10 protein-coding genes and 5 tRNA genes are annotated in these 13,218 nt (G+C 75.7%); 6 read left to right on the top strand and 9 right to left on the bottom strand.

Features of this window, described 5'->3' with window-relative positions; all coding sequences use genetic code 11:
• Window positions 1-49: 49 nt before the first annotated feature.
• Window positions 50-871 carry an aminotransferase class IV gene (locus Sdagh_RS02280; protein ID WP_189418842.1) on the bottom strand — a complete coding sequence of 274 codons (822 nt, stop codon included), beginning with the start codon at window positions 869-871 and terminating at the stop codon, window positions 50-52.
• Window positions 868-1,914: a chorismate-binding protein gene (locus Sdagh_RS02275; RefSeq protein WP_190077559.1), complete on the bottom strand. Its 1,047-nt coding sequence runs from the start codon at window positions 1,912-1,914 to the stop codon at window positions 868-870. The genes Sdagh_RS02280 and Sdagh_RS02275 overlap by 4 nt, the downstream gene beginning before the upstream one ends.
• Window positions 1,915-2,092: 178 nt before the next feature.
• Between Sdagh_RS02275 and Sdagh_RS02270 the strand changes: the two genes are divergently transcribed.
• The 5 genes from Sdagh_RS02270 (at window position 2,093) to Sdagh_RS02250 (ending at window position 2,552) form a co-directional block, all read left to right on the top strand.
• Window positions 2,093-2,165, top strand: a tRNA-Gly gene (locus Sdagh_RS02270).
• 38 nt (window positions 2,166-2,203) lie between these two features.
• Window positions 2,204-2,277: transfer RNA gene (locus Sdagh_RS02265), tRNA-Cys, on the top strand.
• 1 nt (window position 2,278) lies between these two features.
• Window positions 2,279-2,350: transfer RNA gene (locus Sdagh_RS02260), tRNA-Val, on the top strand.
• A 35-nt stretch (window positions 2,351-2,385) separates the two neighbouring features.
• A tRNA-Val gene (locus Sdagh_RS02255) sits at window positions 2,386-2,457 on the top strand.
• A 20-nt stretch (window positions 2,458-2,477) separates the two neighbouring features.
• Window positions 2,478-2,552, top strand: a tRNA-Val gene (locus Sdagh_RS02250).
• 54 nt (window positions 2,553-2,606) lie between these two features.
• Here Sdagh_RS02250 and Sdagh_RS02245 read toward each other — a convergent pair.
• The 4 genes from Sdagh_RS02245 to Sdagh_RS02230 form a co-directional block, all read right to left on the bottom strand.
• Window positions 2,607-2,888 carry a TFIIB-type zinc ribbon-containing protein gene (locus tag Sdagh_RS02245; protein WP_189418837.1) on the bottom strand — a complete coding sequence of 94 codons (282 nt, stop codon included), beginning with the start codon at window positions 2,886-2,888 and terminating at the stop codon, window positions 2,607-2,609.
• Between the two features lie 96 nt (window positions 2,889-2,984).
• Complete coding sequence (locus Sdagh_RS02240) at window positions 2,985-3,914, bottom strand: phosphotransferase family protein (RefSeq protein ID WP_226534450.1); 930 nt, start codon at window positions 3,912-3,914, stop codon at window positions 2,985-2,987.
• 181 nt (window positions 3,915-4,095) lie between these two features.
• Window positions 4,096-4,305 (bottom strand): hypothetical protein, encoded by a 210-nt coding sequence (locus Sdagh_RS02235; RefSeq protein WP_189418833.1) that lies wholly within the window; start codon window positions 4,303-4,305, stop codon window positions 4,096-4,098.
• A 237-nt stretch (window positions 4,306-4,542) separates the two neighbouring features.
• Entirely contained in the window at window positions 4,543-4,791 is a 249-nt protein-coding gene (locus tag Sdagh_RS02230) for a DUF8836 family protein (protein WP_189418831.1), read from the bottom strand.
• 196 nt (window positions 4,792-4,987) lie between these two features.
• Here Sdagh_RS02230 and Sdagh_RS02225 point away from each other — a divergent pair, with 196 nt between their 5' ends.
• Window positions 4,988-6,541: a serine/threonine-protein kinase gene (locus tag Sdagh_RS02225; protein ID WP_190077582.1), complete on the top strand. Its 1,554-nt coding sequence runs from the start codon at window positions 4,988-4,990 to the stop codon at window positions 6,539-6,541.
• Here the strand turns inward: Sdagh_RS02225 and Sdagh_RS02220 are convergent.
• The 3 genes from Sdagh_RS02220 to cobT all read right to left on the bottom strand — a co-directional run bounded on the left by Sdagh_RS02220 (window position 6,514) and on the right by cobT (window position 12,904).
• A complete protein-coding gene (locus Sdagh_RS02220) occupies window positions 6,514-7,326 on the bottom strand; it encodes a TrmH family RNA methyltransferase (RefSeq protein ID WP_189418830.1) in 813 nt (270 codons plus the stop codon). The genes Sdagh_RS02225 and Sdagh_RS02220 overlap by 28 nt on opposite strands.
• 1 nt (window position 7,327) lies before the next feature.
• Entirely contained in the window at window positions 7,328-8,563 is a 1,236-nt protein-coding gene (gene cobA / locus Sdagh_RS02215; RefSeq protein WP_189418827.1) for a uroporphyrinogen-III C-methyltransferase, read from the bottom strand.
• A gap of 471 nt (window positions 8,564-9,034) precedes the next feature.
• Window positions 9,035-12,904 carry a nicotinate-nucleotide--dimethylbenzimidazole phosphoribosyltransferase gene (gene cobT, locus Sdagh_RS02210; protein ID WP_190077561.1) on the bottom strand — a complete coding sequence of 1,290 codons (3,870 nt, stop codon included), beginning with the start codon at window positions 12,902-12,904 and terminating at the stop codon, window positions 9,035-9,037.
• Window positions 12,905-13,218: the final 314 nt, after the last annotated feature.

Here is a 13,218-nt window from a genome sequence, read left to right as displayed (position 1 = left end):
TTCGCGCCGCAGGGGCGCAGCCCCTTTTCCACGCGCCGCCGTGCGCCGGTCAGGGGTCCAGGTCGCCGGCGGCGCGCTCCTGGAAGATCCGCATGGCCTTGGCGGTCACCGGGCCCGGGGCGCCCGGCAGCGCCCGGTCGTCGACGCGGTGCACGGCCTGGACGTCACGCAGGGTGGAGGTCAGGAAGATCTCGTCGGCCCGCTCCAGGACGTCCAGCGGCAGGTCCGTCTCGGCGGCGCCGGTCCACTCCGCGGTGAGGGCGCGGGTGATGCCCGCGAGGCAGCCGGAGGTGACGGGCGGGGTGTGGATCTCGCCGTCGAGGACGACGAAGACGTTGGAGCCGGTGCCCTCGCACAGCCGCCCCACCGTGTTGCCGAACAGGGCCTCGGAGGCGCCGCGTTCCCGGGCGCGGGCCAGCGCGACGACGTTCTCGGCGTACGAGGTGGTCTTCAGGCCGGTGAGCGCGCCGCGTTCGTTGCGGGTCCAGGGGACCGTGATCACGGCCGTGGTGTCGGGGCGGGGGGCGCTCTCGCCGAGGGCGACCAGGAGGGTGGGCCCGTGCGCGCCGCGGTCGGAACCGAGCGGCCCCTGTCCCCCGGTGCAGGTGATCCGGAGCCGGCCCAGCGGCATGGGGTTGGCCTCCAGTACGGCGGCGCAGGCGCGGCGGACCTCGTCGAGGTCGGGTTCGGGCAGGCCCAGCCCGTGCGCCGAGCGGGCCAGCCGGTCGAGGTGCCGGGTGAGGGCGAAGGGCCGGCCGGCCACCGCCTTCACCGTCTCGAAGACGCCATCGCCCACGGTCAGCCCGTGGTCGAACGCCGAGACCCGCGCGGACTCCGCGTCCCGCAGCCCGCCGTCGAGCCAGATCTTCATGTGTCCGGTCCCTCCCCGCTCGCTTCGTACGCCCCCGACGCTACCGCGAGCAGCCGGGACGCCTTCAGCTCGGTCTCCCGCCACTCCCGCTCCGGGTCCGAGCCCCAGGTGATGCCGGCCCCGGTGCCGAACTTCAGGAGGCCCTCGGCCCGGTCGATCCAGAAGGTGCGGATGCCGACGGCCAGCTCGGCGGTGCCCCGGTCGGCGTCGACCCAGCCGACCGCGCCGCAGTACGGCCCGCGGGGCGCCGTCTCCAGCGCCCGGATGATCCCGAGGGCGCTCGCCTTGGGGGCGCCGGTGACCGAGCCGGGCGGGAAGGCGGCGGCGAACAGGTCCGGCCAGCCGGCACCGGCCCGCAGGCCGCCCCGGACCGTCGAGACGAGGTGGACCAGCCCCGGGTGCTTCTCCACCACGCACAGGTCGGGGACGGTCACGGTGCCGGTGGCGCAGACCCGGCCCAGGTCGTTGCGGACCAGGTCCACGATCATCACGTTCTCGGCGTGGTCCTTCTCCAGCAGGTCCGCCTCGGTGCGCCCGGTCCCCTTGATCGGGCCCGACTCGACGGTCCGGCCGGCACGGCGCAGGAACAGCTCGGGCGAGGCGGTGGCCATCTCCACCCCGTGTCCGGGCAGCCGCAGCGTGCCCGCGTACGGCGCCGGGTTGCCGCGTGCCAGCAGCGCGGTGAGGTCGTCCACGTCGGCGTCGGGCGGGACGGGCGCGGACAGCACGCGGCACAGGTTGGCCTGGTAGACCTCGCCGGCCGCGATGTGCTCCCGGACGCGGCGGACGGCCGCCGTGTACGCGGCGCGGTCCAGGGAGGACGTCCAGTCGGTGACTTCCGGTCCCCGCCAGCGGCCGGGGCGCGGCGCGGGCACCGGCTCGTCCCGGACCTCGGCGAAACGGGCGCAGATCACACGGCCCTCGAAGTCCGCGGCGACGGCCCAGAAGCCACGGGAGTCGAGGGCCGCGGGATCGGTCGTCACCTCGAGGAGACCGGTGGCGATCCGGTCTCCGAAACGGGCCAGGGGCGGGAACTCGGACACCTGGCCGAGTCTAGGCGGGGTGGCGTCCAGGTGACCCGAACGTGTCCTTCCGCACGCTCTGACCAGGCAGGCGGGCAAGCGCACCGCAGCACGCTGCGCAAACGCGTTTTTGTGCTGGCCGGGGAATCCGCTAGAGTTCAACACGTCGCCGGGACGCGCAAGCGGACCGAAACGACAGGCGGACGTAGCTCAGTTGGTAGAGCGCAACCTTGCCAAGGTTGAGGTCGCGAGTTCGAGCCTCGTCGTCCGCTCGCAGGAACAGGGGTTCCACAAGATCCCCTACACTCCTGGTGGAGTGGCCGAGAGGCGAGGCAACGGCCTGCAAAGCCGTCTACACGGGTTCAAATCCCGTCTCCACCTCCAAGGACGATTAGCTCAGCGGGAGAGCGCTTCCCTGACACGGAAGAGGTCACTGGTTCAATCCCAGTATCGTCCACTGATCCGCAAGGATCACGATCCGTAAGGATCTCCGCGCGATTAGCTCAGCGGGAGAGCGCTTCCCTGACACGGAAGAGGTCACTGGTTCAATCCCAGTATCGCGCACGCGGTGATCGCAGTACCGAGGACGATTAGCTCAGCGGGAGAGCGCTTCCCTGACACGGAAGAGGTCACTGGTTCAATCCCAGTATCGTCCACCAGCCGAAAGCCCCCGGCCGCCTCGCGCGGCCGGGGGCTTCGTCGTGCGGCCCGCCTCAGCTGGAGAACAGCATGTGGCCGAAGCTCTTGTGACGGTTGTGGCCGTGGTGACCGTGGCCGCCGTGCGGGGCGCCCCAGGCGGGGGCCGGGGCGGCGGGGTACGCCTGCGGGGCGGCCGGGGGCGGCGGGGCCGGCTGGGCCCACTGGGACTCCAGGCGGGTCAGCGACTCCAGCTCGCCGTAGTCCAGGAAGATCCCGCGGCAGCCACTGCACTGCTCGATCTGGACGCCGTTGCGGTTGTACGTGTGCATCGGTGCGTGGCACTTCGGACAATGCATGGTCGGCTCAACTCCTCGCCGGTAGGTCCTGCTTCGTGCTTCGCCAGGACAGACTCCGTCCGGCTGCGGTCGGTTGCACCCTACTCTTCAGATGATCTACGCCGGTCCCCCGGGGGCGACGGACGGCATGCGCGCACAGGCGTCGACCAGGCAGCGCTCCACCTCGTCCAGCGGGCGGCCGGCCGCGACCGCCTTGGCCAGGGCCCGGGCGGCGGTCTGCGCGGTGAGGGCGCGGGCCGGGACGTCCAGCGCCGGCCAGGGATCGCCGGCCGGCGGGACGGCGGGTCCGCCGGCGGCGCGGTAGGCGGCCAGGAAGCGCGTCCACTCGTCGGGCGGCAGCAGTCCGCAGGCGTACCAGGCGGCCGGGCGGGCGAGATCCCAGGCGGGCACGCCGCGGCCCAGGTCGTCGACGTCTATCAGCAGCCACGGGCCGCCGGCCGTGGGGTGCCGGACGAGCTGGCCGAGGTGGAAGTCGCCGTGGCAGGGGGTGCCGGTGTCCGGCATCGCGTCCTCGCCGCGCGCCCACGCGGGCAGCGCGGCCCAGGCGCGCAGGACGGGGGCGGCGTCGGGGTGGCGGGGCGCGGAGCGCCAGAGGCGGGCGAGGGCGGCGGCGGCCTTCGCCGGGCCGCGCATCGGGGGCAGGGTGGCGGGGGCGGGCGTCCGGTGCAGCCGGGCGAGGAGCGCGCCGGCCGCCTCCCACGGGGCGGCGGCCGGGTCGTCCGGGTCCACGGGGGCGCCGTACGGCCAGCAGGTGACCAGGCGTCCGTGCAGTTCGGCGGGGGCGGGGGCGAGCGGGGGCAGGAGGACGCCCGGGAGACGGGCGGTGAACGCGAGGCGGTGGGCCAGGGCGCCGGCGTCGGTGCCGGGGGCGTGCGCCTTGGCGACCACCTCGCCGTGCCGGACGACGGTGGCGTCCGGGCGGTCGGCCAGCGTGGCCGCGCCGCAGGGGCAGGCGGCGGTACGGGCGTGCGCCTGGGCCCTGACCCGGGCGGTCAGGGCGGGGAGCAGGGGGGCCGTCGTCGTCACGGGGTGAGGGTACGGGCGGCGCCGTCCCCTCGATGGGGGCGGGGCTCGCCCGGGCACGGCAATGCCGGCGCAGCTCCCCAGCTGCGCCGGCATCCTTGCCGTCCGCCGCACCCCCGTCCCCACGGGGTTTCATGGATGGATGTCCCCGCCCGGACCGCTCTTCCGGGCCTGGGGTCGCCGCTCAGCGCCCCAGCATCACACCCACGGACGACGCCTGTGTGGCCACCGTCTCCCACCCGTCGAAGACGAGGAGGAGCAGGGCCGCCAGGGGAAGGGCCATGAGCGTCGCCACCAGCGGGTGACGGCGGCCGTGGCGACGGGTGCGGAACGGGGCGGCGTACATCCCGCGCTCCTGCGTGCGGACCAGTGTCCGCGGTGCCGTCTGGGCCATGGCTCCTCTCCTGACCTGTGTTCCGTTGCCGATCGGTGTCGTTCTGCAGCGGCGGGCGTCTGACCTCGGGGGACGAGTGCTGCACCCGCCGCTTGACCTCAAATCTAGGCGTCCGGCCCCTGCCGGGCGTCATGCCCTCGTACCGATTGCCGGGCCTCCCGGAGGATGAGCCCCGGCCAGGGGCGTACTCCCGTGGGTGGAGAAGGTGCCCCGGTTTTCGGGGTCATCCCCGAGGGGTCACCCGCTCTGTCCCGCTTTCTCCGAGCCGTCCGCCCGCGGAACCGGCTGCTCCACCAGGGCCAGCACGCGGTTGGCCATGAACCGGGCCGTGCGGACCACCGTGCCGTTGCGCGTGACTTCGCTCACCTCCACCACCCCCCGGCGCACCGCCGTCTCCACCCGGCGGCCCGCCCGGCCGGCCACCACCTCGTAGGTCCGTGTCGTGTCCCCGGCGTCCACGACTATTTCCACACGGTCACCTTTCACGGACTCAATCCCCCTTCTCGGCGGGCCGGTTGGAGACGCGGCCGGTACCGATCCGGCCCGTCCGTCCCCTTCCTGACCACTCCTCGATTCTCCCACCGCCCACTGACAATCGATCGAGTGCGGAGGGCGCGGCCTCTGCGCGCGGGCGGCCGGGGAAACGTAAGCTGTGGCTCGTCAGTGGGACCGGGCAGCGGGGATGAACATGGCGATGATGCGCCTGAGGCGCGAGGACCCGCGCGTCGTCGGCTCGTTCAGGCTTCACAGGCGGCTCGGCGCGGGTGGGATGGGCGTGGTCTACCTGGGCTCCGACAAGAAGGGGCAGCGGGTCGCGCTGAAGGTCATCCGGCCGGACCTGGCGGAGGATCAGGAGTTCCGTTCGCGGTTCGCCCGTGAGGTCTCGGCGGCGCGACGGATCAGGGGCGGGTGCACGGCGCGGCTGGTCGCCGCGGACCTGGACGCGGACCGGCCGTGGTTCGCCACGCAGTACGTGCCCGGCCCGTCGCTGCACGACAAGGTCGCCGATGAGGGGCCGCTGGGCGCGGCCGACGTCGCCGCCGTGGGCGCCGCGCTCTCCGAGGGCCTGGTCGCCGTGCACGAGGCCGGGGTGGTGCACCGGGACCTGAAGCCGTCCAACATCCTGCTGTCCCCCAAGGGGCCGCGGATCATCGACTTCGGCATCGCCTGGGCGACCGGTGCCTCGACGCTCACGCACGTCGGGACGGCGGTCGGCTCCCCCGGGTTCCTCGCGCCCGAGCAGGTGCGCGGGGCGGCGGTCACGCCGGCCACGGACGTGTTCTCGCTCGGTGCCACGCTGGCGTACGCCTCGATGGGCGACTCGCCCTTCGGGCACGGCAGTTCCGAGGTGATGCTGTACCGCGTGGTGCACGAGGAGGCGCAGCTGCACGGCGTTCCGGACGCGCTGGCCCCGCTGGTGCGGGCATGCCTGGCGAAGGACCCCGAGGAGCGGCCCAGCACCCTGCAACTGTCGCTGCGGCTCAAGGAGATCGCCGCCCGCGAGGCCCAGGGCCTGGGTGACGTACGGCCGCCCGCGCCCCGCGCGGCGGAGGCGGACCGGCCCACGGGGCAGCTCGCCGACACCTATCCGGACCGCGAACGGCGGCGTCCGCAGGGTGCGCCGGGCACGGGCGGGTCACGCGGTACGACCGGTTCGCGCGGCGGGTCACGGGCTCCCGGCCCGGGGCGCGGGGCCACTCCCGCGCGGGGCGGCGGCGTACGGGACGGCAGTCCGTCACGGGGCGGCGGCGTACGGGACGGCAGTCCGTCACGGGGCGGCGGCTCGCGGGACAGCAGTCCGTCACGGGGCGGCGGCCCGCGGGACAGCAGTCCGTCACGGGGCGGCGGCCCGCCGCGCGGGGGCACGCCGGCGCGGGGCGGTGCGCCCGCTCCCCGCAGCGGTTCCGGGGCGCGGCCCGCACCCGGCTCCCGTCCCACCGGCCGCAACGGCGCCCGTCCCGGCACCGGCGGCCGTCCGGCGTCGCGCGGCGGGGGCGGCCGGCCCGGACCGCGCCCGACCGGGACGGGGCGGCGGCCCGCCAATCCCCGGCTGCTGCGCCAGCGGCTGTTCGTGTTCGTCGTGGTGACGCTGCTGGTGGCCCTCGGCATCGCCGCGGCACAGGGCTGTCAGGGTCCGTCGCGCGGACTCGGCGGCGGGGACGGCCAGGGGAGCGCGCGGACGGCGTCCGCCATGGTGACCTACGACGGTCAGGCGGGGCGCGGGCGGGTGGCGTAGAAGGCCACCGCCGAGGCCGCCGCCACGTTGAGCGAGTCGACGCCCGCGTCCATCGGGATGCGGACGTGGACGTCGGCGGCGTCGAGCGCCCCCGGCGTGAGACCGTCGCCCTCGGTGCCGAAGAGCAGGGCGAGCCGGTCGTGGTCCCGGGCGGCGAGTTCGTCGAGGGTGATCGCGCGGTCGCTCAGGCAGAACGCGGCGACGGTGAAGCCCTCGGCGCGCAGGGTCCCGAGATCGTGCGGCCAGGATTCCAGGCGGGTCCACGGCACCTGGAAGACGTTGCCCATCGAGACCTTGACGGACCTGCGGTAGAGCGGGTCGGCACAGCGCGGGGTGAGCAGGACGGCGTCGACGCCGAGGGCGGCGGCGTTGCGGAAGGCGGCGCCCACGTTGGCGTGGTCCACGATGTCCTCGAAGACCGCGATCCGGCGGGCGCCGGCCAGCAGGGCGGTGGGCGCGGGCATCCGCCTGCGGTGCATCGAGGCGAGGGCGCCGCGGTGCACGTGGTAGCCGGTGACCTGCTCGGCGACGGCCGGGGAGACGACGTAGACCGGGGCGGTGGTCTCCTCGATGACGTCGCGCATGACGTCGACCCACTTCTCCGACAGGAGCATGGACCGCATCGCGTACCCGGCGTCGCCCGCCCGCCGGATGACCTTCTCGCCCTCGGCGATGAACAGGCCCTCGGCGGGTTCGCGGCGGCGGCGCAGCGCGACGTCGGTCAGGTCCGTGTAGTCGTGCAGGCGCGGGTCGGCGGGGTCGGTGACGGTGACGGGGGCGGCCATGTCAGACGGCCGTCCCCTTCGGCGAGACCTGGACGACCGGGCCGATGACGATGACCGCGGGCGGGCGGACCTCCTCGGCGACGGCCGTCTCCGCGACCGTCTCCAGGGTGGCGTCGACCCGGCGCTGGGCCGCGGTGGTGCCCTCCTGGACGAGGGCGACCGGGGTGTCGGGGGACTTGCCGTGGGCGATCAGCGTCTCGGCGATCCGGCCGATCTTGTCGACGCCCATGAGGACGACGAGGGTGCCGGTGAGCTTCGCCAGGGACGGCCAGTCCACCAGGGACCGCGCGTCGTCGGGGGCGACATGGCCGCTGACGACGGTGAACTCGTGGGCGACGCCGCGGTGGGTGACGGGGATGCCGGCCGCGCCGGGGACGGAGATGGAGCTGGAGATGCCCGGGACGACGGTGCAGGCGATGCCCGCCTCGGCCAGGGCCTGGGCCTCCTCCATGCCCCGTCCGAAGACGAACGGGTCGCCGCCCTTGAGCCGGACCACGGCCTTGCCCTGCTTGGCGTGCTCGATGAGCGCGTTGTTGATGGCCTCCTGCGCCATGTACCGCCCGTAGGGGATCTTCGCCGCGTCGATCACCTCGACGTGCGGCGGCAGCTCGGCGAGCAGGTCGCGGGGGCCGAGGCGGTCGGCGATCACCACGTCGGCCTCGGCGAGCAGGCGCCGGCCGCGGACGGTGATCAGGTCGGGGTCGCCGGGGCCGCCGCCGACCAGGGCGACGCCCGGGGCGCGGGTGCGGTGGTGCGGGGCGACGAGGGTGCCGTCGCGCAGGCCCTCGACGACCGCGTCCCGGACGGCGGCGGTGTGGCGGGGGTCGCGGCCCCGGGCGCTGGTGGTGAGCACGGCGACGGTGACGCCCTCGCTCTGGCCGGTCGCCGGGGTCCAGGCGGTGGCCTGGTCGGCGTCGTCGGCGCGGACGCACCACACACGGTGCCGCTCGCCCTCGGCGGAGGCGGCGGCGTTGGCCGCCGGGTCGCTGGTGGCGATCAGGGCGTACCAGGCGTCCGCGAGGTCGCCGTCGGCGTACGGGCGCCGCGCCCAGGTCAGCTCGCCGGCGTCCGCCATCGCCTCGACCGAGGGGGTGGCCTCCGGGGAGACGAGCAGGACGTCCGCGCCCGCCGCGACGAGGGCGGGCAGGCGGCGCTGGGCGACCTGTCCGCCGCCGAGGACGACCACACGGCGACCGGTCAGGCGGAGACCTACGGGGTAGGCGGGGTGTTCGGCCATGAGGGGCGGCTCCTCGTGCTGGCGGGGGTGCGGTGGGCGCGCTGCGGCTCTGGAGCTGCCCTGACGTGCGGATTTTACGCAGTGACCGTGGATGGTGGTGCGGGTGGTACGCGGTCACTGGATGGGCGGATGATACGTGGTCGTCCCGGTGGGGGTGGGGTGCGTGGTCGCCCGACGGGCCCGGGGTGCCTGGCCGTCCGGTGGACGGGGGGCGCGCTTGTCCGATGGGTGGGGGCGCGTGGTCGCCAGGTGGGTGGGTGGCGCGCTTGTCCGATGGGCGGGCGCGTGGTCGCCAGGTGGGTGGGTGGTACGCGGGCTTCCGGTGGACGGGCGGTACGCGGTCGCCGGACGGGCCGGTGGTACGCGGCTTCCGGTGGGCGAGGGGTGCGCGCGGGCGCCGGGCGAGCGCGCGGTACGGCGGCCGGTGGGGGCGGCGGCGTGTGACCGCCGCCCCTTGCCGGGGCCGGCGGGTTACTTCTCCGTGACGCCCGCCGAGTCGAACGTGGCGACCTCGTGCATGGCCCGCGCCGTGCTCTGCACCATCGGCAGGGCCAGCAGCGCGCCGGTGCCCTCGCCGAGGCGGAGGTCGAGGTCGACCAGGGGGCGCAGACCCAGCTTGTTGAGGGCGGCGACATGGCCAGGCTCGGCGCTGCGGTGGCCGGCGATGCAGGCCGCCAGCACCTCGGGGGCGATGGCACGGGCGACCAGGGCGGCGGCACCGGCGCTGACGCCGTCGAGGATGACCGGCGTCCGCAGGGAGGCGCCGCCGAGGAGCAGGCCGACCATGGCCGCGTGCTCCAGGCCGCCGACCGCCGCGAGCACGCCGATCGGGTCGGCCGGGTCGGGCCGGTGGAGCTCCAGGGCGCGGCGGACCACCTCGGTCTTGCGGGCCAGGGTCTCGTCGTTGATGCCGGTGCCGCGGCCGGTGACCTCGGCCGGGTCGGCGCCGGTGAAGACGGAGATCAGCGCGGCGGACGCGGTGGTGTTGGCGATGCCCATCTCGCCGGTGAGCAGCGCCTTGTTGCCGGCGGCGACCAGGTCGCGGGCGGTCTCGATGCCGACCTCGATGGCCTGCTTGACCTCCTCGCGGGTCAGCGCGGGGCCGGTCGTCATGTCGGCGGTGCCCGGCCGGACCTTGCGGGGCAGCAGACCGGGGGTCGCGGGCAGGTCGGCGGCGACACCGACGTCCACCACGCACACCTCGGCGCCGACCTGGGTGGCGAAGGCGTTGCAGACCGCTCCCCCGCCGAGGAAGTTGGCCACCATCTGGGCCGTGACCTCCTGCGGCCAGGGGGTGACGCCCTGGGCGTGCACGCCGTGGTCCCCGGCGAAGACGGCGACGGCGGCGGGCTCCGGGATCGGCGGCGGGCACTGCCGGGACAGGCCGGACAGCTGGGCGGAGATGATCTCCAGCATGCCGAGCGCGCCGGCCGGCTTGGTCATCCGCTTCTGCCGCTCCCACGCCTCGCCGAGCGCCTTGGCGTCCAGCGGGCGGATCTGCGCGACGGTCTCGGCGAGCAGGTCGTGCGGGTCCTCGCCGGGCAGGGCACGGCGGCCGTACGTCTCCTCGTGGACGACCCAGGACAGCGGGCGGCGCTTGGACCAGCCGGCCTGCATCAGCTCGGGCTCGTCCGGGAACTCGTCGACGTAGCCGACGCACAGGTAGGCGACGACCTCCAGGTGCTCGGGCAGGCCGAGGGCGCGGACCATCTCACGCTCGTCGAAGAAGCTGACCCAGCCGACGCCGAGGCCCTCGGCGCGGGCGGCGAGCCACAGGTTCTCGACGGCGAGCGCGGAGGAGTACGGCGCCATCTGCGGCTGGGTGTGCCGGCCGAGGGTGTGGCGGCCGCCGCGGGTCGGGTCGGCGGTGACGACGATGTTGACCGGGGTGTCGAGGATGGCCTCGATCTTCAGTTCCCTGAACTGCTTCGCCCGGCCCTTCGGGAGGGACTTGGCGTACGCCTCGCGCTGCCGCTCGGCCAGTTCGTGCATCGCACGGCGGGTGTCGGCGGAGCGGATGACGACGAAGTCCCAGGGCTGGGAGTGGCCCACGGACGGGGCGGTGTGGGCCGCCTCCAGGACACGGAGCAGGACCTCGTGCGGGATGGGGTCGCCGCGGAAGCCGTTGCGGATGTCCCGGCGTTCGCGCATGACCTTCAGGACGGCCTCGCGCTCGGCGTCGTCGTAGGGAGGCGCGGCGGGTCCGGTGGACCGCCGGGCCGCTTCCTCCCGGTCCTCCTGCTCGGCGGCACGGGTGTCCAGGTCGTCGGCGCTCTGCGCGGGGACGGGGCCGGCCGCGGCCGGTTCCGGGTCGCCCTCGCGGGGGGCGGGGACCGTGGCGGCGGGGGGCGCGGCCTGCGGCTCCGCCTCCGCGAGGTGCTGCGGTGCCGCCGGGAGGTCCGTCCCGGATACGGCGGACTGGGGTCCCTGGGCGGGCTGCGGGACCACGGCCACCGCTTCCTGCTCCTGGGCGGACTGGGGGGCGCCCTCCACGGTGTGCTGCTCCTGGACGAACTGGGGGCCCGGGACCGGAGCCTGGGGCTGCGGAGCCTGGGCGGGCTGTGCGGGCGGTACGGGTACGGACGCGGGGGGCGTGGGCTGCGGGGCCGGCTCCACGGGTGCCGGCCGCGAGGGCTCCTCCGCGAGGGCCAGCCGCTCCGGGGCGGGCGGCGCGAGGGGGGCCTCGGGAGCCGTCCGCGCGGAGGGTTCCTCGACGGGTGCCGCGAGAGCGGCGGGCTCGATGTGCTCCGCGGGCTCGGGGGTGGCGGGGACGTCCGGGACGCCGGGGACCCCTGTGACCGGCGGTGTCTGCGGGGCGGCGGGAGCCTGCGGGACCTCGGGCGGGCCCGCGACAACGGCCGGTGCCTCTGGAGCAACGGGGGTCACCGGTGCCTCCGGGACCTCCGGGACCTCCGCGACCGCCGGTGCCTCCGGGGCCACGGGAGCCTCGGCCGCGACCGGTGCTTCCGCCGCGACGGGGGCTTCGGATGCGGCGGGGGCCTCGGCGGCAAGGGCCTCCGGAGCGACGGGCTGCTCCGAGGCGACGGGCGCGGCCGGGTCCCCGAACGACGGCGCGGGTACGGCGTCGGGCTGTGCCGGTACGGCATCGGGCAGTGCGGGTACGGCGTCCACGGCCGCCGGGGCGGGGACCTCCGGCAGCGGGTCGGGGGCGGATACGGCCTCGGGGGCGGCGGCCTCCGGGGGGAGTGCCGGTGCGGCCTCGGGGGCGGCTGCCTCCGAAGTGGGCGCCGGTACGGCCCCGGCGGCGGGTTCCGTCGCCGGGGCCTGCTCGGCGAGCGCGACGGCGGGCTCGGCGGCGGGCTCGCCTGCCGGATCGGCGGCGGGCTCGGGGGCCGCCTCCGCACCGGACGCCTCGGCCTCCCCGACGCCCGGGACCTGGGCGACCGGCACCTCGGCAACCGGGGCTTCCGCGACCGGGGCTTCCGCGACCGGGGCTTCCGCGACCGCGACGGGGACGGCCGGGGCTTCCGTCGCCTCGGCGGCCTGCGGCGCCGGTGTCTCCACGGGGGCGGGTGCCTCGAACGCCTCCGCCCCTGCCTCCGGTTCCGCCCCCGCCGGGCCCGGTACCTCGACGGCCGCGGCCGGCCCGGCGTGCTCCTGCGGGGCGGCGACCGGCTCCTCGGCCACGACCGGCGTGCCGACGGCCGGGACCGGCGGCTGCTGTTCCTGGGCCTCCGGCACCGCGACCGGCTCCGGCGTCCGGGGTTCCGCGGCGGCCTCGGTCGCCGGCACCGCGCTCTCCGGTACGGCACCTTCCGGCGCCGCGGCATCCGGCACCGTACCCGTCTGCGCACCGCTCTCCGGCACGTCCGCCGGAACAACCGTTTCCGCGGGGTCCGCCTCGGGGGCCGTCTGGGCCTGGGCGGGGGGCTGCGCGGCCCAGGGCGTCGCCGCCTGAGGGGCCTCGGGGCCGGGGGCCGGGGAGCCGGCGGGTCTGGCGGCCGGGTGGGCCGGGCCCCGGTCGGCGAGCGAACGCACCGGGCTCGCCGAGGTGTCGGGCAGGGGCGGGCCGAGGTGCAGGGGCCGGCGGGGCGCGGCGGGGGCCGCCGTCCGCACGGCGCCGAGGTCGAAGGCGCCGCTGTCCCGGCCGGAGATCTCGTGCGGCTCGGGCTCGTGGACGGCCTCGACGACCGGCTCGGGCGCCGGTGGCGCGACCTCGTTGCCCCAGGCGCTCTGCGCGCCGGGCAGCAGCAACAGGTCCTCGTCCTCGGCGGTGGTCTCGGAGAGGTAGGCGTACGCACCGGGCGCGGGAACGCCCGGGTGTTCCACCATGCCTGCGTTCTCCGGCAGCCCTTCCGGGATCTGGCCGGTGTCGGTCATGCGTACCCCTCGCCCATCGGTTTGTGCTCCTACGACCAGCTCACCCGGAACGGCGCACCGACCGCTCCGTCGTGAAGAACGAGCGTGCGTGCCCAGCGGCACGAACGACCCGCCGGAAAAGGCGACAAAGCCATTGAGTGGCATTCTCGCGGTCGTTCGCCCGTCACGTCAGCTTGATCCGCGACAGGCCGCTGTGGACTGCGCCACGTTGCGCGCCCTCAGGTTCCGCCGTACCGCCCGCCGCCCGGAAGAGGCGGGTTTTCCCGGACATCGGCCGACGAAGCGGCGAGGCCCTGGTGCGGTACAACGATCGG

Source organism: Streptomyces daghestanicus (genome assembly GCF_020521275.1).
Lineage (GTDB): Bacteria > Actinomycetota > Actinomycetes > Streptomycetales > Streptomycetaceae > Streptomyces > Streptomyces griseoviridis.
The sequence above is the reverse complement of the archived record's forward strand: the minus strand, read 5'-3'. Positions and strand labels throughout refer to the sequence as shown.